Source organism: Novosphingobium marinum (assembly GCF_013408095.1).
Taxonomy (GTDB): Bacteria; Pseudomonadota; Alphaproteobacteria; order Sphingomonadales; family Sphingomonadaceae; genus Novosphingobium; species Novosphingobium marinum.
Genome location: NZ_JACBZF010000003.1, coordinates 309,252 through 330,998, shown reverse-complemented (window position 1 = coordinate 330,998; position 21,747 = coordinate 309,252). Strand labels below are relative to the sequence as shown.

The 21,747-nt window shown below is 58.4% G+C and carries 26 protein-coding genes, 1 pseudogene and 1 other annotated feature; of the genes and pseudogenes, 8 read left to right on the top strand and 19 right to left on the bottom strand.

The window, feature by feature from the left end; all coding sequences use genetic code 11:
- Window positions 1-55 precede the first annotated feature (55 nt).
- The 3 genes from FHS75_RS10965 to FHS75_RS10955 all read right to left on the bottom strand — a co-directional run bounded on the left by FHS75_RS10965 (window position 56) and on the right by FHS75_RS10955 (window position 1,243).
- Window positions 56-301: a hypothetical protein gene (locus FHS75_RS10965; RefSeq protein ID WP_179407719.1), complete on the bottom strand. Its 246-nt coding sequence runs from the start codon at window positions 299-301 to the stop codon at window positions 56-58.
- A gap of 293 nt (window positions 302-594) precedes the next feature.
- Window positions 595-876 carry a hypothetical protein gene (locus FHS75_RS10960; RefSeq protein WP_179407718.1) on the bottom strand — a complete coding sequence of 94 codons (282 nt, stop codon included), beginning with the start codon at window positions 874-876 and terminating at the stop codon, window positions 595-597.
- A gap of 100 nt (window positions 877-976) precedes the next feature.
- A complete protein-coding gene (locus tag FHS75_RS10955) occupies window positions 977-1,243 on the bottom strand; it encodes a hypothetical protein (protein ID WP_179407717.1) in 267 nt (88 codons plus the stop codon).
- 139 nt (window positions 1,244-1,382) lie between these two features.
- Here FHS75_RS10955 and FHS75_RS10950 point away from each other — a divergent pair, with 139 nt between their 5' ends.
- Window positions 1,383-1,841, top strand: coding sequence for a Cu(I)-responsive transcriptional regulator (locus tag FHS75_RS10950; protein ID WP_054527532.1), 459 nt, complete (start codon window positions 1,383-1,385; stop codon window positions 1,839-1,841).
- Window positions 1,842-1,855: 14 nt separating this feature from the next.
- Here the strand turns inward: FHS75_RS10950 and FHS75_RS10945 are convergent, their stop codons facing one another.
- The 3 genes from FHS75_RS10945 to FHS75_RS10935 all read right to left on the bottom strand — a co-directional run bounded on the left by FHS75_RS10945 (window position 1,856) and on the right by FHS75_RS10935 (window position 4,671).
- Window positions 1,856-2,302, bottom strand: coding sequence for a DUF411 domain-containing protein (locus FHS75_RS10945; RefSeq protein WP_054527531.1), 447 nt, complete (start codon window positions 2,300-2,302; stop codon window positions 1,856-1,858).
- Between the two features lie 15 nt (window positions 2,303-2,317).
- Window positions 2,318-3,787, bottom strand: a complete 1,470-nt coding sequence (locus tag FHS75_RS10940) for a multicopper oxidase family protein (protein ID WP_218845208.1) — start codon at window positions 3,785-3,787, stop codon at window positions 2,318-2,320.
- 275 nt (window positions 3,788-4,062) lie between these two features.
- The gene (locus tag FHS75_RS10935) at window positions 4,063-4,671 is read right to left on the bottom strand and encodes a methyltransferase family protein (RefSeq protein WP_218845207.1); all 609 of its coding nucleotides are present in this window, start codon (window positions 4,669-4,671) and stop codon (window positions 4,063-4,065) included.
- A gap of 479 nt (window positions 4,672-5,150) precedes the next feature.
- On the opposite strand from FHS75_RS10935, the gene FHS75_RS10930 reads away from it, so the two are divergent.
- Window positions 5,151-5,594 carry a CBS domain-containing protein gene (locus FHS75_RS10930; protein WP_054527527.1) on the top strand — a complete coding sequence of 148 codons (444 nt, stop codon included), beginning with the start codon at window positions 5,151-5,153 and terminating at the stop codon, window positions 5,592-5,594.
- Window positions 5,595-5,692: 98 nt separating this feature from the next.
- Window positions 5,693-8,257: an NAD-dependent epimerase/dehydratase family protein gene (locus FHS75_RS10925; protein ID WP_179407714.1), complete on the top strand. Its 2,565-nt coding sequence runs from the start codon at window positions 5,693-5,695 to the stop codon at window positions 8,255-8,257.
- Window positions 8,258-8,362: 105 nt separating this feature from the next.
- On the opposite strand, the gene FHS75_RS10920 is transcribed toward FHS75_RS10925, so the two are convergent.
- A protein-coding gene (locus tag FHS75_RS10920; RefSeq protein WP_373284999.1) for an IS5 family transposase occupies window positions 8,363-9,123 on the bottom strand; the annotation gives its coding sequence in 2 pieces (ribosomal slippage) (window positions 8,363-8,788 and window positions 8,791-9,123; 759 coding nt in all).
- A 111-nt stretch (window positions 9,124-9,234) separates the two neighbouring features.
- Between FHS75_RS10920 and FHS75_RS10915 the strand changes: the two genes are divergently transcribed.
- The 3 genes from FHS75_RS10915 (at window position 9,235) to FHS75_RS10905 (ending at window position 12,180) form a co-directional block, all read left to right on the top strand.
- Window positions 9,235-9,897, top strand: a complete 663-nt coding sequence (locus FHS75_RS10915) for a peroxiredoxin (RefSeq protein ID WP_179407712.1) — start codon at window positions 9,235-9,237, stop codon at window positions 9,895-9,897.
- Between the two features lie 162 nt (window positions 9,898-10,059).
- A protein-coding gene (locus tag FHS75_RS10910) for an IS3 family transposase (protein WP_179407711.1) occupies window positions 10,060-11,288 on the top strand; the annotation gives its coding sequence in 2 pieces (ribosomal slippage) (window positions 10,060-10,348 and window positions 10,348-11,288; 1,230 coding nt in all).
- Window positions 10,341-10,457, top strand: a sequence feature (AL1L pseudoknot). (Overlaps the previous gene by 117 nt.)
- A gap of 490 nt (window positions 11,289-11,778) precedes the next feature.
- Complete coding sequence (locus FHS75_RS10905) at window positions 11,779-12,180, top strand: hypothetical protein (protein ID WP_156323799.1); 402 nt, start codon at window positions 11,779-11,781, stop codon at window positions 12,178-12,180.
- A 688-nt stretch (window positions 12,181-12,868) separates the two neighbouring features.
- Here the strand turns inward: FHS75_RS10905 and FHS75_RS10900 are convergent.
- From FHS75_RS10900 to FHS75_RS10845, 12 genes and pseudogenes are all read right to left on the bottom strand, one after another.
- A complete protein-coding gene (locus tag FHS75_RS10900; RefSeq protein WP_179407710.1) occupies window positions 12,869-14,221 on the bottom strand; it encodes an MBL fold metallo-hydrolase in 1,353 nt (450 codons plus the stop codon).
- 43 nt (window positions 14,222-14,264) lie between these two features.
- Window positions 14,265-14,969: an NAD(P)-dependent oxidoreductase gene (locus FHS75_RS10895; RefSeq protein WP_179407709.1), complete on the bottom strand. Its 705-nt coding sequence runs from the start codon at window positions 14,967-14,969 to the stop codon at window positions 14,265-14,267.
- 108 nt (window positions 14,970-15,077) lie between these two features.
- Window positions 15,078-15,566, bottom strand: a complete 489-nt coding sequence (locus FHS75_RS10890; protein ID WP_179407708.1) for a DUF6692 family protein — start codon at window positions 15,564-15,566, stop codon at window positions 15,078-15,080.
- Complete coding sequence (locus FHS75_RS10885) at window positions 15,563-16,027, bottom strand: DUF305 domain-containing protein (RefSeq protein ID WP_008603933.1); 465 nt, start codon at window positions 16,025-16,027, stop codon at window positions 15,563-15,565. Before FHS75_RS10885 ends, FHS75_RS10890 begins: the two co-directional genes overlap by 4 nt.
- A gap of 70 nt (window positions 16,028-16,097) precedes the next feature.
- A complete protein-coding gene (locus tag FHS75_RS10880; RefSeq protein WP_179407707.1) occupies window positions 16,098-16,514 on the bottom strand; it encodes a potassium channel family protein in 417 nt (138 codons plus the stop codon).
- Window positions 16,511-17,287, bottom strand: a complete 777-nt coding sequence (locus tag FHS75_RS10875; RefSeq protein ID WP_229735555.1) for a glutaredoxin family protein — start codon at window positions 17,285-17,287, stop codon at window positions 16,511-16,513. The genes FHS75_RS10880 and FHS75_RS10875 overlap by 4 nt, the downstream gene beginning before the upstream one ends.
- Entirely contained in the window at window positions 17,284-17,556 is a 273-nt protein-coding gene (locus FHS75_RS10870) for a metal-sensitive transcriptional regulator (RefSeq protein WP_179407706.1), read from the bottom strand. Before FHS75_RS10870 ends, FHS75_RS10875 begins: the two co-directional genes overlap by 4 nt.
- 73 nt (window positions 17,557-17,629) lie before the next feature.
- A pseudogene (locus FHS75_RS10865) lies at window positions 17,630-17,972 on the bottom strand (amino acid permease); the annotation flags it as partial.
- Between the two features lie 351 nt (window positions 17,973-18,323).
- The gene (locus FHS75_RS10860; RefSeq protein ID WP_123880436.1) at window positions 18,324-18,974 is read right to left on the bottom strand and encodes an AlbA family DNA-binding domain-containing protein; all 651 of its coding nucleotides are present in this window, start codon (window positions 18,972-18,974) and stop codon (window positions 18,324-18,326) included.
- A gap of 249 nt (window positions 18,975-19,223) precedes the next feature.
- A complete protein-coding gene (locus tag FHS75_RS10855; RefSeq protein WP_054527892.1) occupies window positions 19,224-19,505 on the bottom strand; it encodes a DUF5676 family membrane protein in 282 nt (93 codons plus the stop codon).
- Between the two features lie 203 nt (window positions 19,506-19,708).
- Window positions 19,709-20,173 carry a DUF411 domain-containing protein gene (locus tag FHS75_RS10850; protein ID WP_179407705.1) on the bottom strand — a complete coding sequence of 155 codons (465 nt, stop codon included), beginning with the start codon at window positions 20,171-20,173 and terminating at the stop codon, window positions 19,709-19,711.
- Entirely contained in the window at window positions 20,170-20,874 is a 705-nt protein-coding gene (locus FHS75_RS10845; RefSeq protein ID WP_179407704.1) for a class I SAM-dependent methyltransferase, read from the bottom strand. Before FHS75_RS10845 ends, FHS75_RS10850 begins: the two co-directional genes overlap by 4 nt.
- Before the next feature lie 133 nt (window positions 20,875-21,007).
- Between FHS75_RS10845 and FHS75_RS10840 the strand changes: the two genes are divergently transcribed.
- Together FHS75_RS10840 and FHS75_RS10835 are read left to right on the top strand one after the other, a co-directional pair.
- Window positions 21,008-21,304 carry a hypothetical protein gene (locus FHS75_RS10840; protein ID WP_009823994.1) on the top strand — a complete coding sequence of 99 codons (297 nt, stop codon included), beginning with the start codon at window positions 21,008-21,010 and terminating at the stop codon, window positions 21,302-21,304.
- Between the two features lie 3 nt (window positions 21,305-21,307).
- Complete coding sequence (locus FHS75_RS10835) at window positions 21,308-21,742, top strand: Spy/CpxP family protein refolding chaperone (RefSeq protein ID WP_008603940.1); 435 nt, start codon at window positions 21,308-21,310, stop codon at window positions 21,740-21,742.
- The last annotated feature ends 5 nt before the right edge of the window (window positions 21,743-21,747 follow it).

Here is a 21,747-nt window from a genome sequence, read left to right as displayed (position 1 = left end):
GCGCAAAATGTCCAGCCATAGCCTGCAGAGCTATATCTGCATCAATTCCAGGTTTCTAGGCTTGCGGAGGGGGCGGTTCCGGCCCTGCGCCGGTGCCAGTCAACTCGAAGAAAGCGAGATCGGTAAACTGGCTAGCGACCGCCAGCGGCACCCTCACAACCGCGAGGTCTTGAGTCATGACAAGCGGCGGAATGCAGCCAAGGGCAACCAGGCAATCGAGCCGCAGGTCGGCGCACGGCGATCTTTCAGCCTCGTCGTCGGTGGTGTCCATGACCATGTCGTTGCAATTGCGCTCGACCATGCTCGGCTCCTGGGGAAGCGCCGACGCATGAGCTGCCGTTTGAACAAAGAGTCCAACGCCAACCAAGATAAGGCCGAGAGCGCGCAGCATCCGCATCATCCCACAATACGGAAACGAGCCGTCACCGGCAAGCGCAGGTTTGCCGCCACCGCGCGGCGCCCCATCGTTCTATCCTGGCGGACTATCGTCATAGCGTTTGCATTGGCCTTATAACAGAAGGGTCCTGCCCCGCAGGTTCATGCGGGGCAGGTGGGGGGACTGGTTGAAGCGTCAGACATACTGGCACGCAGGCTTCAGCCTGCTTCGCCTTGCGCCATCTGCTCGCGCTTCTTTTTCATCATTTCATTGCAGTTACGCATCATTTCCATCATCTCGGCGCGCATCTCCGGATCGTTCATCATGGCCATCATGCCGGACATCTCCCTCTCGCTCATATCGCCTTGCATTCCGCCCCGCATTTCTGCGCGCTGCTGCTCCTGCGTGTTTTGGGCTCTGTCGGGACGGTGATCGACCTTGGACTGCGCGACGGCCGTCGTTGCGAGGCCAACCGTCGCGAGCGCACCGAGTGCGGTCATCTTAAAAGTGTTCATATGATCTTTCCTTTCAAATTATTGATGCCTTGGGCTTCGCTCCGTCCTTTATTCTTCGGCGCACGAGCGAATTCGGCACGGGTTTTCAGGTTTCGGTCGACGTTCCGCTCTTGCGCATGCACATGGCGACCATTGCCAGGCAGGGCAGTACATAAAGAAACGGAAGAATGGCTGCGAAGCCCAACCACATCGAGCCAAGCGCCAGCGCGGCCAATGCCAGAACGACACCAAGGGCGAGCATCCACTTGCGCTGTCGGCCTTTACCGGCAGAACAGAGGCCTTCCGCATCGGTATTGGAGCGTGCGGAAATGGCGGTAACGGGCACCGGGGCTCGGGACGACGGAATAGTCATGTCGTATCCTTCATCGAATCAACCAATGCACATTAAGTAGGGCTTCCCATCATTGGAAGGTCAAGACACTTTGTGGGGATTTTCCCGGCTTTCAGCCAGCCACCTTGCATTCCCATCATTGGAAGGTTAAAGCGCCCACATGAAACATTCACACACGATTGGCGAGGCGGCTGCAACGAGCGGGGTTTCTGCCAAGATGATCCGACATTATGAAAAGATCGGTTTGATCGAGGCGGCGGACCGGACCGATGCCGGTTACCGCCTCTACACTCCGGCAGATATCCATACGCTCCGGTTTGTGCGACGCGCCCGCAATCTAGGCTTCTCGGTCGACGATATTTCCGAACTGCTCGATTTATGGAAAAACGACACCCGAGCGAGCAAGGACGTTCGCCGAGTGGCGGATGGCCATCTTTCGGCCCTGCGGTCGAAGGCTGCCGAAATCCATTCTATGATAGACGCGCTCGAACATCTTTTCGAGAATTGTACGAATGACGAACGTCCCGACTGTCCCATCCTCAAGGACCTCGCTGACGATGCCAATCCGGCTCGTCCCAAGGACGTTGGTCACAAGTTTGGCTTCGAGCGCGTTTGCTAGGCTTCGGACGGTGCTCAGTATCGCGCAAAGACGCTCGTGGCACCATCCGCTCTTACGCCCGTAATCGTCCACGTGCCTGTCTTGGCACCGCCCATGCCCGGCGAACCTGCAGGCATGCCGGGAAGCGTGATGCCTGAAATCCGCGGGCGTTCCTCCAGCAGGCGGTCAACGCTGTCGGCCGGCACATGTCCATCGACGAAGTAGCCGCCGATGAGCATCGTATGGCATCCCTCGAGCCCGGCGGGCACACCCTGGCGTTCCTTGATTAGGGCGAGGTCGTGGGTCGCGACCATCTTCACCTCATATCCGCTGGCTTCGAGATAGTCGCCGTAGCTTTCACAGCAACTACACTGAGGGTTCTTGAAGATCGTGGCAAATGGTCTTGCTTCCTGTGCCGCCGCTGCCGAGGGCAGCAGCGCGAGGGCCGAAAACGACATCAAGACCTTGGGTAACAAACGCATCAGTTTTCCTTTCTTTCAGTTAACTCGAATGGTGGCCATCATTCCTGCGGCCTGGTGTTCGAGAATATGGCAATGGAACATCCAGTCGCCCGGGTTGTCCGCTACGAATGCGATCTCGACGCGCTCTTCGGGCGCCATGAGCACGGTATCCTGCCACTCTTGATATCGTGTCGGCTGTCCATTGCGCGACAAGACACGGAAACTGTGGCCATGCAGATGGATCGGGTGCCACCACGCAGTCTCATTGGTCATGTCGAGGAGAAGCGTGGTTCCTCGCGCGGCGGAAATAATCGGATCGTGAACATGGCCGCTCGCCGAAACACCGTTGACGGTCCAGCCCATCATTCCTCCGGACATCATTCCCGAACCTCCCATCCGCTCCATCATCATGCCGGAGCCGGTTCGTTGTTCGTTCCGCGCGTCAGAGCCGCTGGCTGTTCGCCCCATCATGCCCATCATTCCGCCACCGAATATGATCCGGTGACGCTCGGCCGTTGCCAGTTCGGGTTCGGCGAGAGGGTTGGGCGGTAGCGGCGCGGGGTCGGGCAGGCGTCTTTCCCTGACCTCTTTGCCCTGACACTCGAATGTGGTGAGTTCGTATTCCAGTCCATCATAGAACACATCGCGCAGTGAATGCCGGGTCCCGGCGGGATAATCGAAATCGACGATCAGGTCCGCCCGCATTGCCGGCCCGAGAAGCAGGGGCGCGCTTAGGCGGTGAGGCTTGACGGGCTGGCCGTCGAGCGCGACGACCATTGGATCGAGGTCACCGAAATCGAGCCCGAAGATGCGGGCATTGGCAGCGTTCACGAGCCGCAGCCTGATCCGCTCATTCGGCCTCGCGATCAGTGGTGCCGACGGCTTTCCGTTGATAGTGATCGTGTTGCCGATCCGGCCTGCCATCATCGCGTCGTGCCGACTGCCGAACCCTCCACTTATTTGCCCCTGGTCATCGAGCCTCCAGTCGTCGAGCATCCAGACGAGGTCGCGATCGACCTGCGGCGGATCTGCCTCTTCGATAATGAGCGGTCCGTAGAGGCCGCGACCGACCTGCTCGAAGCTGCGCTGATGGGGATGGTACCAGAAAGTGCCCGCATCCTCCGGCGTAAAGGCATATCTGAACCTTTCGCCGGGCTCCACGGGGGGCTGGGTGAGGTGGGGAACGCCATCCATCGCGTTGGGAACACGAACGCCGTGCCAATGGATGGTTGTTTCCTCATCCAGAGCGTTTTCCAGCAGGACCTCGAAGGCCTCTCCCTGCCCAACCCTGAGAGCAGGACCCGGTACCGAGCCATTGTAACCCCACACTGGTATTTGAAAGGCTTCGTCGATAAGTGGCGCGCTGGTCGTTCCGGCCTTGAGGACGCGGCGACCGGCGGTTGTGCTGGCACCCACCGGCGTTTTACCTCCGGCTCCCAGAACGGCGGCCAATCCGCCGCCAATGGCCAGAGCACCGGAACCGGCGAGGACCGCGCGGCGCGTCAATCGTGATTCTTTTGATTGCATAGAAAGCATCTCCGCAGCGCCAGATTAAGGTTCGACCCACAATGTAGTCCTTCCCATCATGGGAAGGTCAAGGCGGCTCATTGGACATCAGCCGTTAAAGGCACGGAAGACCCCGAAACTTCTCTGTATGAGGACGCGCAGGCAGGTGCAGGACAATTATCCTCCACCCCGAAATTTCACGCCTACCGTTCGCCGGGTCCAGCGCCGTTTCTCTTGATATGGGTATGCAGAGTTGGCGCTTGGCCCAGGTCCCGTTAGCTTCTTGGCTGCTGCGATTTCTTGGCCAGCTCTTTCCAACGACTGGGGCGTGGCAGCAGCATTGGGACCTTGCGCATATAAGCGCGATACTCGTCGCCAAATTTACGGATCATGCCGCGTTCTTCCTTGCGCGCGAGAAGATAGTAGGCAAGCACGATGACCGGGAAGAGAACGACCGAAAAGATTGTCGGCCAATGAATGACGCCTTCTCCGAACAGAGCGAGAAACAGCCCGGTATACTGCGGGTGCCGTACGAAACGATATTGTCCATCGGTGACAAGCCGGTCATCGTGACGCGCCTTATAGACCGCGCGCCATCCGTGAATGAACATTCCCACGCCGATGATCGCTAGCGAGTAGCCTACCAGCATCGAGACAAACATCCCGGTTTCGCCCAGACCCACGAGTGTCGACCACAGATTGGCGCTGATATACTCCCGGTCTAGTCCGAACGTCCGTATGAGCACATAGACTGTCAGCGGAAAGCCGAACATTTCAGCGTAGAGGGCGATGATGAAAGCCTGCACGAGGCCGGCGCCGGTCCATTCGCGCCATCCGCGCGGGGCGAAGTACCGGTAGAAAACCCACGATACGATGACGACCATGATCGCCGCTAAACCCCAAGCCATCGGTCTTTCCCCCTTCGCTTGCCTATGCCGACAGAGTTTCCTGTCTTGCGTAATGCAGCCCGCTGCCACGAAGTTCTGGCATCGCCACAGACCCGAATATGCTGGGTCGAGTTCCGTAGCTCCAAACCGAACAGCCTACGAAGATCCACTCACCGGGCCCTGGCCCACGGTGCCGCTTGCCATCGTTGGAGGGTCAGGAGGTATTTGCATCGAGCACGAATAAACGTCTCTATTGAGACAAACCAATGCTTGATCGTTTCAGCCTTGGGCCATGGAAACCGACCCGGCGCCAGATTGTTGGAAGTCTGGAATCTCGCAAGCCGGCCTTGACCTTCCAATGATGGCAAGCACTAGGTTTGCTGGACCCGATGATTCGATGCGGCGGTCACGTCCTCCATTTGCTTAGGCGGAGATGGCTTCCCATTGAACGGAACGCCGAACTTTTGGAGAGACAGATGAAAACCAGCGAAATTATGACTAGCGATCCGGCATGCTGCAAGGAAAACCAAAGCCTTCAGGACGCCGCCAGGCTTATGATTGACAATGATTGTGGGCAAATTCCGGTCGTCGACGATGAAGGTGGTCTTGTCGGCGTGATCACGGATCGCGACGTGTGTTGCAGGGCCGTGGCCGAGGGAATGTCGGCGGAGACACGCGTCGGAGACGTGATGACCCGGTCGGTTGTAAGCGTTACCCCCGACACCTCTCTGGAAGACTGTCTAGCATCCATGGAGAAAAACCAGGTTCGCCGTGTCCCGGTTATCGACGATGACGGGAAATGCTGCGGCATGGTTTCGCAAGCCGATGTCGCCCGTACCGGAAGCGATGCGAAGACGGCCGAGCTCGTGCAGGAAGTTTCCCAGTCACGCGCAGATGGGAAATCCTCCGGCTGTTGTTAGGGCGGCGACATGCAGCAGCCGCTCCTTGAAGGGAGCGGCTGCCGTCTTCATCGTACCGAAGTCGAACATCTTCCGGCTACCAAATCGAGGGCACTCCCATGGACAAGCGTATCGTTCTGATTACAGGCGCGAACGGATATATTGGGCGCGCGCTGACGCAGCGCCTCGGCAGGACATATCGCGTGATTGGTCTCGACCGGTCTCCCGTCGAGGATAATCCCGATCTCGCCGCTTCTTATTCGATAGATCTCGCCGATGACGCGTCCGTGTCTGCTGCCCTCGAAAAGGTCAGGGACGATTTCGGAAACGAGCTTGCTGCCTGTATCCATCTGGCCGCCTATTTCGATATCACCGGCGAGCCCAATCCTCTCTACGAGAAGGTCAACGTTGAGGGTTCACGCCGACTGATCACGGCGCTGCAGGCCTTCGACATCGAACAGTTCATCTATGCAAGCTCAATGCTTGTACACGAGCCCAAACCGCTGCCGGGCGTACGTATCGACGAATCGAGCCCGCTCGGACCAACCTGGCCTTACCCCCAGTCGAAAGCCGACGCCGAGCAGGTACTGCGCGAGAACCGTGGCGACATTCCGGTTGTGTTCCTGCGGTTCGCCGGAGTCTATGACGATAAGGGGCACTCCGCCTTTCTCGCCGAACAAATTGCCGGTGTCTATGAGCACCGCGTGTCGGCGCATCTGTATCCCGGCATGTTGTGCGCAGCGCAATCGGCACTGCACCTCGAAGATCTGACCAGAGCGGTAGAGCGTACAATTGCAAATCGCGCTGACCTCGAGGGCGAGACGCCGATACTTGTCGGCGAGCCCGAAACGCTGGGCTACGCCGAGATTCAGGACATCGTCCATTGCCGGATCCACGGCGAGGAATGGACGACAGTGCGCATTCCAAAGAGCGTGGCGAAACTGGGCACGTGGATCGAGGAAGAAGTCCTTGGCCATGACGGATTCATCAAGCAATGGATGGTCGATGATGCCAACGCTCACTACATCCTTGATATCTCCCGTGCCCGGAACCTGTTGGGGTGGGAGCCAGAACATTCGCTCCGCGACACGCTTCCGACCATCATCGACGCGTTGAAAGCCGACCCGCAGGACTGGTACGAAACGAATAAGCTGAACACGTCCCGCGTAGCTTGGCATCCAAAGAGTTCGGATGCAGGGAAGACCGAACCGGCGCGGCCCCAATCGCATGACACCGATATGGCTCATGATGGGCACCAGATGGACGGCGACATGCACGACATGGACGGCCCCCAGCGTGGTGCCCGCTGGACGCAGTTTGCTGTCATCGGGCTCGGTCTGTGGCTCGCTGCAAGTCCGGGTGTCTATGACGTCGTATCCGCCGATACTGCCCGTGCGTCGGTCGTAGCGGTCACTCTGGAGCGGGGTTTGCCATCGATCGAATGGCGGGCCAACGCTCTTGCCCTAAGCGATATGCTGAGCGGGATCGCATTGATGATCTTCGGCGCGATGTCGCTTTCGAAGCGCACCGCCTGGTTCGGACAGTGGGCGACAGCCTTCATTGGCATCTGGCTGCTTTTCGCGCCGTTGTTCTTCTGGAGTCCGAGCGCGGCCCAATATCTGACCAATCTGCTTGTCGGTACACTGGCGATCGCATTTTCGGTGCTGGTGCCAATGATGCCCGGCATGAGCATGGAAGGGATGATGGACAAGAAGTCCATCCCGCCCGGGTGGTCCTACAGTCCCTCGACAGATGCCCAGCGATTCCCGATTGTTGCGATGGGCATTATCGGCCTGTTGATATCGCGCATGCTCACCTCCTACCAGCTGGGCCATATCGATGTGGCGTGGGAACCGTTTTTTTCCGGATCGCTCGCCGATCCCAAGAACGGGACCGAGGAAATCATCACTTCGGATGTATCCAAGGCCTGGCCGATCCCGGATGCCGGGCTTGGCGCGGTCAGCTATGTGCTCGAAATCCTGATGGCGGTCATGGGAACCCGCGCGCGCTGGCGCACGATGCCGTGGATGGTCACCTTTTTCGGCATTCTGGTCATTCCGCTGGGCGTGGTCAGTATCTACTTCGTGATCATTCAGCCGATCATGATCGGAACGTGGAGTACGCCGGCTCTGATCGCTGCCCTTGCGATGCTCATCATGATCCCGTTCTCGCTCGATGAAGTCATCGCCATGGGACAGTATCTCTACTGGTCGAAAAAGGAAGGCAAACCGCTTATCCGAACCTTCTTCAAGGGCGGCGCAGTGTCACACGGCGAAATCGACGATACCGACTATATGACCGATGCGCGCTCGATCTGGAACAACACGGTGCGCGGCGTAACCTTCCCCTGGACCCTGATGGCCAGCACGGCTCTGGGAGCCTGGCTGATGCTGACAAGGATCACGCTTGGCAGCGAGGGCGCGATGGCCAACAGCGATCACGTGGTGGGTGCTTTGGTGATTACGGTGGCAATCATCGCGACTGCGGAAGTCGCGCGCGCCCTCCGCTTCATCAATGCTGCATTCGGTGCCTGGCTTGTCGCAGCGCCATTCCTCCTTGCGGGGGCGTCGTCTGCCGGAACGGTGGCGTCGGTTGTGGCCGGCCTGCTCTTGATCGGACTGAGCCTGCCTCAAGGCAAGCGTAGCGGTGAGCATTATGCTGGCTGGGATCGGTTTGTCGTATGACCGGTTGACCCGAGCAAAGCGGATCTGGTGCCCATCCTTGAGGAACAGGATGAAGACGAGGTCGGACCCGCATTCTTCTCAGAAAATCGCTAGGGTCAGGACTCATTAGAGCCACCATATGACGATGGCCGCGATGATGATTGCGGCCATGAAGACATCGGCGCGTCGGTCGTATCGGGTTGCGACCCTTCGCCAGTCTTTGAGTTTGGCGAACATGTTTTCGACTTTATGGCGCTGTTTGTATTGTGTTTTGCAGAACGCCGCTGGTGAGTTGCGTCCTTTGCGTGGCGGGATACAGGCGCTAATGCCTTTCGCCTTCAAGGCTTGGCGGTATTGATCGGAGTCGTATCCTTTGTCGCCGATCATCAGTGTATCACCATGTTCCGGCAGCGTCGGATAGAGGATTTTGGCTCCGACATGGTCTGAAGTTTGTCCGGCAGTCAGGCACATGAAGAGCGGTCGCCCTTCGCCATCGCATATGGCGTGCAACTTTGAGTTCAGACCGCCTTTTGTGCGCCCGATATGTCTGGGAAGTGCCCCCCTTTTAGCAGGCTGCAAGCCGTGCGATGCGCCTTCAGGTGGGTTGCATCGATCATGAGTGTGTCGGGTGGGCCGCTTTCAGCTGCCAAATGACTGAATATCTTGTCGAACACGCCCATCTCGGTCCAACGTCGAAAGCGATTGTAAAGCGTCTTGTGAGGACCATAGGCCGGTGGAGCATCGCGCCATTGAAGCCCATGCTTGAGCACATAAACAATGCCAGAGACAACACGCCGGTCATCGACGCGGGGGACTCCGTGCGACCTTGGAAAAAACGGTTCGATCTTCGACATCTGCAACGGCGAAAGCAAAAACAGATCAGACATGGCAAAGCTCCTTTGCCACTCTGAATCACGTCTTCGTCTTCAATGCAAATTAATAGGTCCTGACCCTAGTAATGTGCCCTGAGTTCCCACAAGATAAATAGGAGTATCTACATGACCCTTTCAATTGGCTCGACAGCCCCCGACTTCACAGCTCAGACCACACAAGGCAGCATTCACTTCCATCATTGGATGGGTGACAGCTGGGCAATCCTCTTTTCCCATCCCAAGGCATTTACACCGGTTTGCACGACCGAGCTTGGTTACATGGCCGGGCTCGGCGAGGAATTTGCCAAACGCGGCACTAAGATTATCGGCCTGTCGGTCGACAGCAGCCAGGATAATCGCGATTGGCTTCCCGATATCGAAGAGGTGAGCGGAAATAAGGTCGACTATCCCGTGGTCGGCGACAGCGACCTTCAGGTTGCCAAGCTTTATAACATGCTGCCGGCCGACGAAACGGGCAATGCGGAGGGGCGAACCGCAGCCGACAATGCCACCGTCCGCGCTGTCTATATCATCGACCCAGACAAGAAAATTCGTGCCATGCTGCTTTATCCGATGAGCAGCGGGCGGAATTTCGATGAAGTGCTCCGGCTGCTGGATTCGGTCCAACTCACCGAACGCAAGGGTGTAGCGACACCGGTTAATTGGCAGAAGGGTGATGATGTGATCATTCCGCCTTCCTTGTCGGACGAAGATGCGAAAGCCAAATATCCTGATGGCTGGGACGAAAAGAAACCGTATTTGCGTGTGATCCAAGAACCGATCGACTAATTGCGCGAACAGGTTGCCAGCAATTGCATGTCGGCGTGAATAGAGCATGCTCATGCTAGAATTTGAGCGCGTCGCCACACCTGCGAGTGGATCTATCTGTTCGATATATTGAACCGCCCCGGGATTGTCGGAGGCCCTAACTCCTGAGAGGAAGGGTCTACGATGAGCAAGACGACGAACAAGTTTGCACCGGAAGTTCGCGAGCGGGCAGTCCGCCTGGTTCTGGACCAAGAGAGCGAGCATCCATCCCGGTGGGCAGCGATCACATCCATAGCGGCGATGATTGGCTGTTCAGGGCACACGTTGCTGGAGTGGGTGAAGAAAGCCGAGGTGAACAGCGGCAAGCGTGCCGGCGTACCGGTGGAGGTTGCAGACAAGCTGAAGGCGCTGGAACGCGAGAACCGCGAGCTGCGCCAGGCCAACGAGATCCTGCGCAAGGCCTCTGCATATTTTGCCCAGGCGGAGCTCGACCGCCCGTTCAAGCGATGACCAGCTTCATTGATGAGCATCGGGGTGAGTATGGGGTCGAGCCGATCTGCCGGGTTCTGCCGATCGCCCCATCAACCTACCACGAGCGTGTCGCACAGCGCCGCGATCCGTCGCGCCTGTCACCACGCGCCCAGCGCGACGAAGCAATGAAGCCCGAGGTTCAGCGCGTGTTCGATGCCAACTTCAAGGTCTACGGGTATCGCAAGGTGTGGCGGCAGATGCAGCGCGAGGGCTTCGATATTGCCCGCTGCACGGTGGAACGGCTGATGCGTGAGCTGGGCCTGCAGGGCGTGATCCGGGGGAAGCCGGTGAAGACGACGATGAGCGACAAGGCAGCGCCATGTCCGCTCGATCAGGTCAACCGCCAGTCCCATGCACCGGCACCCAACATGCTGTGGGTCTCGGACTTCACCTACGTCGCGACGTGGTCCGGGTTCGTCTATGTCGCCTTCGTGATCGACGTTTACGCCCGCTATATCGTGGGCTGGCGGGTGAGCAGAACGGCGCATGCCAGCTTTGTACTCGATGCCCTGAAGCAGGCGGTCCATGACCGACGGCCTGTTCACCGTGGCGGCCTGATCCACCACAGTGATCGTGGCAGCCAATATGTCTCGATCAAGTATACCGAGCGTCTTGCCGAAGCCGGGATCGAACCATCGGTCGGCAGTGTTGGCGACAGCTACGACAACGCCTTGGCCGAAACGATCAACGGCCTTTACAAGGCCGAGGTCATCCACCGCCGAGGTCCGTGGCGATCATTTGAAGCCGTGGAATACGCCACGCTCGAATGGGTCGACTGGTTCAACAACCGGCGCCTGCTCGCGCCCATCGGCAATATCCCGCCTGCCGAAGCTGAAGCACGATACTACGCCATGCTGGACGACACGCCCATGGCGGCATAATTTAAACCGAATGGCCTCCGGCAATCCCGGGGCGGTTCAATATAGATTGGCAAGAAGCGTAAGCGATTAGGTGTACGGTGAAACCAAATCCGGTCCTGATCGGTTTTCTCCTCGTTAATCGAATGGCTGCCCCACCTCCCCCTGAACCCTGCGGATCGCAGGTGTCCCGGGGCCGTTCAGGAACCCCGCGCTTCACCCAAGCCTGGCGCGGGGTTCCGTCTCTCAGGTACAATAGCTGTTGAGCGCGGCTATGTTGGTCAAAGGACTGCGGCGTCCGCCGAGCTTGGACACCTCAGCTGCGTGACGGGGTTGAGGAGCTGTCAGAAAGTTTGACGCAATTGACCTCGACCTTCATTTGGTGGAGGGCTATGCCACATCCGCGAAATACAATGAACCCTCGCGTGTGAAGCCTCTGTTCGAAAGAGTACTATGGCAGACCTATTTGAAGACTTCATATGGGTAAGGGCCGTTCGTGGTTGCTAGTCGCTTGATGGCCGAACCGACTCATGCTGTCGAACCACTACCTTTGCACGACGGCAAGACGACCGTTGTTAGCATCATAAGCAGTTCGGCTGCTGTTTTGGCAGCTTGCTCTTGCTGCATTCTACCGATGGTGCTGGTTGCCGCCGGGCTGAGTGCGAGCCTGAGCAGTGTTTTGGCACCTCTGGGTTCGCTCCATTGGCCAATGACCGCATTTTCGATGATTGCGGTGGCGGCTAGTTGGCTCATTGTTCTGCGCAAGTATCGGCATAAGAGTCATTGCCACTCCCGGGCCGCAGTTAAATGGCTCAAGAACCGTCAGATAATTTTGCTCCTGGTTGCAACCGTGATGAGCTTCATCGCGGCCGCCTGGGGCTATTTCGAGCCAACTCTCATGAAAGCATTTATGTAATCCGAGGTTCTGAGAGAACGACACTCGGATTGGCTCCTTTTACTGCGATAGCGAAACTTTGCGGGGGTCTATAAACCGCCACCGGACAATGAGGGTTCAGACGATCTTCTGCGCGCAACGTCCTACAGACAAATGCGCCTTGGCAATGTTCGAGGGGAAGCATTTTCGGAATCGAGCGAAAAAAAAGCGGTCTTAATTGCGACAGGTTCAAAAAAGCTCCCCAATCCCGAAGGACTCCAATTCGACTGTCATCCCGATGTGGTTCTGATGATAGCCTCCCGGTTCGTTCAAATGATTGGGAATGCGGATAGCGCACAATAGCCCGCACATGGCTCCGCGGTGGCCAAGGCAATCCAACCTATCCCTGCGGTGATTTCCCGCCGAGCTCGTGCAGTCGCTCGACAGCATCTTCAGAGCAATTTCCGCATTTCAGATTGGTAGGCACGGCCACGTCGATTTTTTCAAGGTAGGGCAGGTCCAGCACGGCCCTGATCTGCTGAAATTCGAAAAAGTGAGACATCGCCATTCAAGCGGGGGTTGCGTTTGCCTGCCTGTATGATCGTCGAGACGCGCCCCCCTGCACAATCAAGCGCAGGATAGACCAGCGTGTCTTCCGGTGGGCCAAACAGCTTTCGCGCACGGCCCTGAAGGGATCGCGGGTTGGCCATTTTCGAGGTTTTCCAGCTTTTTAGCCCTGCGCGTTTGTCCATGCGCCCATGGAGCCCAGATAGACGTCGAGGTGTTTGAAGCCTTGGCTTGCGAGCCAGCCCGCTGCTACGCTCGCCCTCATGCCGCTGGCGCACATCAAAGTGTAATGACGGTCGCGATCGAGCTCTTTCCAGCGGGTGTTGAGCTCGCCGACATAGACATGTTCGGATTCATCGATGCTGCCTTGCTGCCGTTCGTCAAGGGCGCGCACGTCGAGCAAGGTCCAATCTTCGCTGTCCTCAGCGAGCCTGCGTGCGACTTCCTCGGTGTCGATCATGGCAATACTTTGCATCGCTTTGCCCTGTGCGGCGGCTGGGATCACGCCGACATAACCGCCGACAATATTATCGAGACCAATGCGCACCAAATGCGCCATAGCTTGAGCGAGCTCGTCTTCTTCGGAAGCGATTAGGGCTATCGTGTCGCCTTCGCTGATGAACCACCCGGCAAAGGCGGGTATCATTCCCACTGGAAGGCACACGGCACCCTGCATATGACCGGCGGCATAGGCGAGCGGCTCGCGTACATCGACCAGGTGATCGGCGCCGCTCTCGCCGAGGTCTTCCAGCCCCAGATGCTTTGGCCGCATGACTCGCGGCGCGGCATTGGCGCCTTCGAGATTGAGCCGCTCCATTAGCCGAAAATAAGGTGGCTGGTAATGATGCTCTTCTACCTTCGCCTTGATGAACTCGTCGCGGTCAGCAATGAGCAGCCGCGGGTTGTTGCGCCGCTCATGGCCGATTGTCGAGAATTCCCGGTCTGCCATTTCGGACCCGCAAACTGATCCGGCACCGTGCGCCGGGTATATGATTGTCTGGTCACCCAGAGCGCAAATCTTTTGCAATGAATCGTACAGGAGGCCCGCGACCTCCCGCGCGCGCTCGGGATAGAAATCGGTTCGGCCGACGTCGCCCACGAAGAGCGCATCGCCGGTGAACACGCCGACCGGTCCTTCGGGATAATCGTCGTCGTGAAAGACGAAGGCGAGATGATCGTCGGTGTGACCGGGGGTTTCGAGCACTTCGACCCTGATCTTACCGATCTCGAAAACATCGCCCTCTCGCGCGGTGTCGGCGAACACAACCTCATCCGCAGGGTTTGGACCGTGCAGAACCCGGGCGCCGGTCATTTTGGCCAGTACCGGCGATCCCGTGATGAGATCCTCATTCCTGTGCGTTTCGAAGATATGCGTGATCTCCAGCCCTTCGGCGCGGGCTCGCTCGAGATATATCTCGCAGTCGCGGCGCGGATCGATGACCGCTGCCTTGCCCTGCGAACCGATCAGATAGGAAAGGTGCGAAAGGCCGGGGGTCTTTATCTTCTCAAGCAGCATATCTTACCTCGTTGTTGGAATGTTTCCGCAAGTCCGCATCGATCTAGTCGATCCCGAGTTCGGTCTTGAGCGCCGAGACGTTCTCGAAGCGGTCTTCTTCTGGCCGGGCGATAGCGGGTTTAGCGTTGACCCAGGTGTTCTCGCAGACGAATTCGAGCATCGCTGCCGCGAGGTCGGCGTGCCTGCAGCGAAAGCAATCTTGGGCAAGGCGCTCGTCGGTAATGACGGCTTCACCCGTATAGGGTTCGTCGAGGAGCCAGCCCGGTCGCGCAGCCGTCCATTTCAGGCCTTTCGCGCGCTCCAGAAGATCTTCCATGGCGCGCATCTGTTCGAGAATATTGTGCAAGGCTGGTCTTGCTGTGAGCTCGAACCATGCAGGAACGCTGGGCTGCGGCTCTACGAACGCCGCCGATATCACGACGATCCGGGAAATGCCGGTCGCCGACATCGCTTCCACAAGCCTGCGGGTTCCCTCCGTGTAAAGCGGAGGCGGATCGATCGCCGTGGATGGGCTAAATCCTATACCGAGTGCGGAAATAACAGCACGGCAACCTTCGAGCTCGCTGCTGAAGTCGTCATTGAGTACATCGCACTGGAGGTACTCGACGTTGTCGACCCGGTCCGATGGTTCGGGCAAGGTGTGCTCGAACGCTCGAACTTCGATGCCCTTGTGAACCGCATGGCGCAGTATTTCCGTGCCGGTCTTTCCTCCGGCACCGAAGACCGCAAGGGGGGCTGCATCGCTCACAGGCTCAGCTTCCACTGTAGCACCTCATTATAAATTCGGCCGCGCGTGCCGGGCCGAACATGATCATAGAGCGGGCACCGACGCACGCTGGCGCCCGCTCGCTCGTGTTCACGCCTCGCTGTTGCCGCAGGTCGTGTACCCCCAGAACCCGAACTCGTCCTTCATCCGAGGTCCGGCGACGATGAGTTCCTGCATCTGCAGGCCCGCGTCTCCTTCGTCATCGAGAAGGCGCGTGCGGATACGAAGCTCACCATTCGCATACTCACCCGAGGCGCTTGCTGTGACAGGGATCAGCTTGTCGTTGATCTTGATCGCGCCGCCACCGCTGTTGTCGTAGACGAACGACGGAAACGCGACCTCAGTCAGGCGAAACTGACACGTGTTCTCGGCTCCCAGCGTGGCGAGGTCCGCGTCGCTCATGGTCTCGGGCAGCATGAGGCCCGGGCTGAGGTTGGCAAGAGCGCTCGCAGCACTCTCTATCGGCGCCGCAGTTGCCGGGGGATCGAGCTGTGCTTCGCGATCATTGCCGACCGCGGTATTGGTGTTGCAGGCCGCCAGAGGGAGGGCTGCAAGCGTCAGGATTGCGATCTTGTTCATTGCTGCATCTCCTCGGGCAGGCGTTCTTCGGTGCGCGGACCGTTTTCCTCGATGTCCTGGATGAGATATTTCATCTCGGCGATCTCGCGCCGCTGCGCGACGATGATGGCCTGCGCGAGTTCGCGAACCCGCGGATCCTTCAGGCTCGCCCTCTCGCTAGTCATGATCGCGATCGAGTGGTGCGGGATCATCGCGGCCATGTATTCGGTATCGTCCACCGTGGTCTGGCTGCGTACGAGCCATAGCGCGAGCGCGAAGACGACGGCTCCGACACCCAAGATGATGAAGTTCTTGGTCCGGTCCTTGTACATGCCCCACATGAAGAGAAGCATGACCACCATCATCATCGCGCCCATGACGAACATCATCCAGAAGCGCGTCTCGCTCCAGAAAACGTCGTCCATGTCGAAGCTGTTGGCATACATCAGGAAGAACATGATCACGGTCGAGGTCGATACCATTGCCATGAACCGCCAGTAGTTGCCGCCCCCTCCACCTTTTTCGTGTGCATCGTGCCTAGCTTCAGCCATATCAATTCTCCTTTTCGCTCATGGTTTGATAGACATATTGGGCGGTGCAACTGATCATCAGGAACCCGGTAAGGGCGGCGATGCCGGAAATGGCCCGCATGTGCCCGGCGGGAAGAATATCGCCCAGACCGACCGTCGAAATCGTGATCAGCGCGAAGTAGTAATAATCCATCCAGCTGTTGATGACGTCCTTCTCGAGCCCGCCAAGGCCCCAGGCGGAAGCAAGATACATTCCGCCCGCGAAAATGCCGGCGATGACCAGATGGCTGAGAAGAACGAGGCTGGAGCCTGCAAGCAGCCGGAAATGGCGTGGGTCCTTGCCTGGCGGAGAAATGGCTTTCGCCCCGCGCAGCATCCACATGTGGAAGTAGAGAGAGATCGCGAACAGCGCGAAACCGAGAAGCAGTGCCCAAATCATAGCGAGACCCAACCCAGGGCCTTGGCACCCATCCAAAGACCCATGCCGATCATGAACAGGTTCTCGGTCAACGATACGAAGCCGAGCGGCACGTTGCTGCCTCCGCCGACGCAAGCGCATTTCAACTCGCGCTTGTCGATATAGACCGCCTTGAACACGCTGACCGCGCCGACCGTCCCGATGAACAGCGATACCGGAACCGAGACGACCGGAAGCGCGTGCGCGACCATCAGTACTCCAGCCAAACCCTCACCGAACGGGTATAGAAATCCGTATCGTACCCAGCGTCGCGCCAGCAGATCGTAGTTGAGGAACATGGTCGAGAAGCTGCGCACGTCCTGCAACTTCTGGATCGCGAGCAAGGCCATCGACAGGCTGACGAACCATTCGACCGCTTCAACCGTGAAAATCGTGTCGAAAACGTACCAGCTAATTGCCAAACCCAGGAGGAAAGCGACGCCGAAAATGGCAATGACCGGCTGGTAGCTGGTCTCGTCATCGCCGGCTTGCGTTCGTTTCTTGCCGACATGCTCACGGACATCGTCGTAACCTCCGATGCGCTTCCCCCCGATGAAGGTTTGGGGGGTGGTTTCTACACCATGCTGCTCTTTGAACGCATCGGTCTCCTCGCGCGTTGTCAAATGGTGGTCGTCCACCTCGAAACCGTCGCGTTTGAGCAGGTCGACCGTTTTTAATCCATACGGACAGACGTGGTCCGGCATGACCATGCGATAAACGGTAGCGATCTTCGATTGCCGGGCTCGCGTGTTCATCTCTTCGCTCTCTCGAACAGGTCGATCAGTTCGTCGAACTTCTGCTGTTGTTCGTTTTCGTCCCCGCTGGCGATCGCCTCGGCGACACAGCGCGCCGCGTGACGCTTCAGGATCTCACTTTCGGCTCGGCCAAGCGCAGCTTTAACCGCCTGAAGCTGGGTCAAGATGTCGACACAATAGCGATCGTTCTCGACCATCTGGGCGACGCCGCGAACCTGCCCTTCGACACGGCGCAATCGGTTCATTATTTTAACGCTGCCAATCGACATCACACTAACCTCCTGCAGCACTCAAAGCGCCTTCCGATAATACGGCGTGGGGGTATATGCGGTGCTGCGAAGCAATTACCATACCAGAGGCTGAACTCAAGATTGTCAGCCCTAGATTGACGCTGCTCCCGAAACTGAAGGGCCGCAGGGCATTGCTCGGAAAGGCCCGAGCGACAAGGCTTTCGTTGATGGCTATCGACAGCGCCATCAGGAGCAATGCCGAGGCCGCGAACCAGTATCATCGCGATGCCGCCCGGAGATGGCCAGCGGTTCGACATCTTGATGTAGCTGTAGGCGGCGAGCGAAGTAACCAGCGCGCCGGCAATGAACGAAAGCGGAAATAGCGGTCCAGCCAGTTCGGCAATCTGGCCAGTCAGTGCGAAGATACCGGCGCCGATCATGACGCCGGTTCCCATCGCGACGCCGCCCAGCAATGTTATCGAGGCCGCACTCTCGTTATGTTGATCGTCGCCATCTGTCTGCAAGTCTTTCCCCTGTCGATGTCCTCCCGTCCGAGAAACATCACGCCAGACAGTACGTTGCGTAGCGCCTCACCCCTCAAAAAAGTTTCGACATGGTGCGCGCCTGCCCCAGGGGGCGGTTTGGCAAGATAGGGAGTCCGCTTTTCGCGAGGCTTCTCTCAGCACAAGGTGCGTCGATAGGAGGCGACGCGTATCGCCAGGGTGGCCCACTGTGAATTTTCTCTAGCAGGTCTCGCGAGAGGTAACTGGCCCTGTTCGATCAATCTGACGTGCCCAGCAGCCGGATTAAGCTCGACCGGGGGATCGATTGCGCAAATGTGCCTGCGCTTCGCGCACGTCGAGCTCACGCGTGCTGTTTCCGATACGTAACATCAGGCGCGCGGTACCTCCCTCTACGAGGTAGACAGGATCAGCGCTCCTTTCAGCAATGACCCGGCATACCGTCTTCTCTGTCATTTCGTGAAAACGGCAATGGACCAAAGCGCACGCGTGACCGCCGAAACCATCCTTCACGAGGTCCATCACAAGGCGCTCGAACCCATCCCGATTGGCATGTTTGAGTGTCTGCATATCGGCTTCAATGCCAGTGATGTTCCCATCGTCTCCAACCCCGATAAGCAGTGTTCCGCCCTCATGGTTGAGAAAGCCGGCAACCGTTTTGAGTACGACCTGCTGGAGTGACCGGTTGACCCGGTTCTCACGCCTGTCCCACCGCAAGGACGATTTGAATTCCAATCGCTCGCCCTCGCCGCGTGCGATAAGAAGCGGCAATTCCTCGTCGAGTTCGCGTTCGAGAAAAAGTACCTTGGACTGAGCTCGCGCCAACCGCATGTGATACATGCCAAATCCCAGACCAAGGGCGCCGCCGATCACCGCGTAGATGGCGCTCATGGGAAGCATTTCGAACGCGAAAGCATTTACCAGCCGGCCGATCATGAACCCAATGGCAGTATTGCTGCCGGTGTCGTGCGACGGACCGAACTCGTACCAGAAGACGAGGGTGGTTACCGGATGGAGGATCGTGATGCCGAGGGCAGCACCAAGAACCGCATGGGCGGTTAGCGTTCGAGCGCTCTGTGAAGGCTTTGTCCTGTAGATCGCGCATTCCCTTTTTTCGTTTTTTCAGGCTACCGGCCTAATGGCTTCGCATGCAAAACGTCTTGTCCCGCGAAGGGCATCGGGAAATCAGACCGAATTACCAGTTCGTCTCCGGAAATACCGATAGAGCGGAACCGCGATGAGTGCGATGTACCAGCCATAGAGAAAGCTCCCCACCGCTCCGGCGAGGAACCCGCGCGGCGTTAGCCATTCGAACCATGGCAGTAAGGGAGCCCAGGCTTCGTGCATGTGAAAGCGCTCTGGTGCGAGGACTCCGAAGGCAATGCAGAGGAGATAGCTGACAAGCAGGAACACGCTGAGCGTCCAGCCCCATGCGAATATCGAGCTCTTGATTGATCCTTTTACCATCGCATTTCTCCCACTTCATGCGTGCTTAAATCATACAATTGGACGGGTCCGGGGCGGTGGGGGCAGCCAGCCCCGGACCCTGCGAGAATTCGATAGGCTTCTTACCGCCTGTCCCGGTTTTACCGGGTTCTGTGTCGCTTCCCGCAAATAATCTTCATCACCTTCATCCCTTTCACGGTGACGCATGGTGTGGTTCCACACACTCACGGAAACGACGCGAAGACGCTCCGTCCGGCTGAACCAAAGGCGATGACCTCGAAGGGCTGCACCCGGTTTCCGGCCTCCATGCCGGGCGATCCCAGAGGCATTCCCGGAACCGCGAGGCCGGCAACGCCGGCGGGCCGTTCGCGCAAAAGCTTGGCGACGGCTTCTGCAGGCACGTGACCTTCGATGATGTATCCATCGACCTCCATCGTATGGCATGACCATAACTCTTGGGGTACGCCCCGCGCGGTCTTGATCGCCGCCATGTCGTTGCTGTCGACCGATGCCACCTTCGTGTTCATCCCGTCTTCGACATGGCCTGCCCAGTTGAGACAGCACCCACATCCTGGATCCCGGAACATCGTATAGGTCGCTGCCTGAGCCACGTTCGAACAGGCTGCCAGCACGAGCAAGGCCGCGCCGCTAATCGATCGCCGGAGCAGCGAAGGCTTTTTCAAATTCATTGTGCAATTCCTTTCTTGTATCCGCGCCATAGCGAGATCGTCCCGGTTGCCGTCGGGAACCGTTGGAGCAGGCATGGCTCGGTGAAGATTTCGGCGAACAGTTTTTCGACTTCGCCGTCGGCGCTGGGCTGCGTGTCGCTTATGCCGTCAAGAGACTGGACGGTCGCCCGGAAGAGGCTCCGCATGAGTGGGCTATCCTGCTTCATATAATCGGAGATCAACACGGTTCCGCCTGGCACGAGCAAGCTTTCGATGGTTTCCAGGATTGTCTGCTTCTTGCGCAAGGGGACCTGGTGCAGGACGAGGCTGCTGACGATCTTGTTCGGCTGCCACCCTGCGGGTAGCTTGAGGCTTTCGAGAAAGCCATTGTGCCATTTCACGAGATCGGCTCCCGTGCCAAACTTGCGCCGCGCAAGCGCGAGCGCATCCGGGTCGGGTTCGACACCGATCAGACCCGCTTCCGGACAATCCGTCATCAAGGCCTTGAGAAGAGTGCCGGTTCCGCTGCCAACATCGATCACCCGGTCGCCGGGGACAAGGTGCAGCTCTTCGACAATCCTTTGGCGCCAGAGATGTTCGCGGGTGAACAGACCGATCGCCCGGTCGTAAAGCGGCGTCAGAAAGCTCTTGCCAAGAAGAGGCGTAAATTCGCCGTGATCTTCAGGTGCGGTGATATTGCTCACGAGTTGGTTTCCATTCATCCCGGGTTCGACCCGATTCTGACAGACCCGTCTCGATTACGTATGGTGGTGGACATTCCCTCAAAAAAAGAAGTTTAAGGGATTGTGCAGGCGAGCGCGTATAGGACACGTGCAACCCACAGGAGTTTTTCGGATGCGTGACAATCACTCTCTTGATGCGGTGCTCGGAACCCTTTCCGCCACCGGCACCAGCGAGGTCCCCGCCGACTTCATGGATGGCGTTTGGCAGCGCGCCGGACAGCTTGGCGAAATCGCCGACCGACGCCGCCGGACGGCTCTGTTCGTCGGTCTGTTCGTCGTCGGGCTTGGAGCTGGCGCCGGAACGAGCGGTTGGCCCGGCGGCTATGGCACGTCTTCCGCGTCATTTGGCGAGAGTCTTATCCTCGGCGAACAGCTGTCCCCATCGGCGCTCCTCCATGTGGAGCAATAGGGTTTGAAGACGACGCATATCGTTCTCGCGGTGCTTCTCGCAGCACTTGCAGGATGCCTCGGCGCGATTGCCGCGGACCGCTGGGCCAATCACGAGGCTGGCTCCGGCCTCCACGATTTCGTGCACGACGAACTCACCCTGACGGCCGACCAGGAGCAGCGTCTCGATGCGCTCGAGGCTCGTTTCGCTGTCGAAAGGGCACGGCTCGAAGGATCGGCGCGCGCAGCCAATGCCCGGCTCGCCCAGGCGATGGAAAATGAGCACGAGTACGGTCCCGAGGTTTCGGCCGCGATCGACGAGGTGCATGCGCGTATGGGCGATCTGCAGAAGGCAACGGTGCGGCATGTCTTCGACATGCGCGAAATTCTCGAACCCGAGCAGCAACGCCAGTTCGACCGCAAGGTCTCCGACGCCCTGACCCGCGACCCGCGCGACTGAAGCGC

Excerpts from the sequence above, each read along its gene's own strand:
- FHS75_RS10965 (WP_179407719.1), bottom strand. The coding sequence starts at position 301 with ATGGTCGAGCGCAATTGCAACGACATGGTCATGGACACCACCGACGAC.
- FHS75_RS10960 (WP_179407718.1), bottom strand. The coding sequence starts at position 876 with ATGACCGCACTCGGTGCGCTCGCGACGGTTGGCCTCGCAACGACGGCC.
- FHS75_RS10955 (WP_179407717.1), bottom strand. The coding sequence starts at position 1,243 with ATGACTATTCCGTCGTCCCGAGCCCCGGTGCCCGTTACCGCCATTTCC.
- FHS75_RS10950 (WP_054527532.1), top strand. The coding sequence starts at position 1,383 with ATGAAACATTCACACACGATTGGCGAGGCGGCTGCAACGAGCGGGGTT.
- FHS75_RS10945 (WP_054527531.1), bottom strand. The coding sequence starts at position 2,302 with ATGCGTTTGTTACCCAAGGTCTTGATGTCGTTTTCGGCCCTCGCGCTG.
- FHS75_RS10935 (WP_218845207.1), bottom strand. The coding sequence starts at position 4,671 with ATGGTCGTCATCGTATCGTGGGTTTTCTACCGGTACTTCGCCCCGCGC.
- FHS75_RS10930 (WP_054527527.1), top strand. The coding sequence starts at position 5,151 with ATGAAAACCAGCGAAATTATGACTAGCGATCCGGCATGCTGCAAGGAA.
- FHS75_RS10925 (WP_179407714.1), top strand. The coding sequence starts at position 5,693 with ATGGACAAGCGTATCGTTCTGATTACAGGCGCGAACGGATATATTGGG.
- FHS75_RS10915 (WP_179407712.1), top strand. The coding sequence starts at position 9,235 with ATGACCCTTTCAATTGGCTCGACAGCCCCCGACTTCACAGCTCAGACC.
- FHS75_RS10905 (WP_156323799.1), top strand. The coding sequence starts at position 11,779 with ATGGCCGAACCGACTCATGCTGTCGAACCACTACCTTTGCACGACGGC.
- FHS75_RS10900 (WP_179407710.1), bottom strand. The coding sequence starts at position 14,221 with ATGCTGCTTGAGAAGATAAAGACCCCCGGCCTTTCGCACCTTTCCTAT.
- FHS75_RS10890 (WP_179407708.1), bottom strand. The coding sequence starts at position 15,566 with ATGAACAAGATCGCAATCCTGACGCTTGCAGCCCTCCCTCTGGCGGCC.
- FHS75_RS10885 (WP_008603933.1), bottom strand. The coding sequence starts at position 16,027 with ATGGTATCGACCTCGACCGTGATCATGTTCTTCCTGATGTATGCCAAC.
- FHS75_RS10880 (WP_179407707.1), bottom strand. The coding sequence starts at position 16,514 with ATGATTTGGGCACTGCTTCTCGGTTTCGCGCTGTTCGCGATCTCTCTC.
- FHS75_RS10875 (WP_229735555.1), bottom strand. The coding sequence starts at position 17,287 with ATGAACACGCGAGCCCGGCAATCGAAGATCGCTACCGTTTATCGCATG.
- FHS75_RS10870 (WP_179407706.1), bottom strand. The coding sequence starts at position 17,556 with ATGTCGATTGGCAGCGTTAAAATAATGAACCGATTGCGCCGTGTCGAA.
- FHS75_RS10860 (WP_123880436.1), bottom strand. The coding sequence starts at position 18,974 with ATGATCGGCCGGCTGGTAAATGCTTTCGCGTTCGAAATGCTTCCCATG.
- FHS75_RS10855 (WP_054527892.1), bottom strand. The coding sequence starts at position 19,505 with ATGGTAAAAGGATCAATCAAGAGCTCGATATTCGCATGGGGCTGGACG.
- FHS75_RS10850 (WP_179407705.1), bottom strand. The coding sequence starts at position 20,173 with ATGAATTTGAAAAAGCCTTCGCTGCTCCGGCGATCGATTAGCGGCGCG.
- FHS75_RS10845 (WP_179407704.1), bottom strand. The coding sequence starts at position 20,874 with ATGAATGGAAACCAACTCGTGAGCAATATCACCGCACCTGAAGATCAC.
- FHS75_RS10840 (WP_009823994.1), top strand. The coding sequence starts at position 21,008 with ATGCGTGACAATCACTCTCTTGATGCGGTGCTCGGAACCCTTTCCGCC.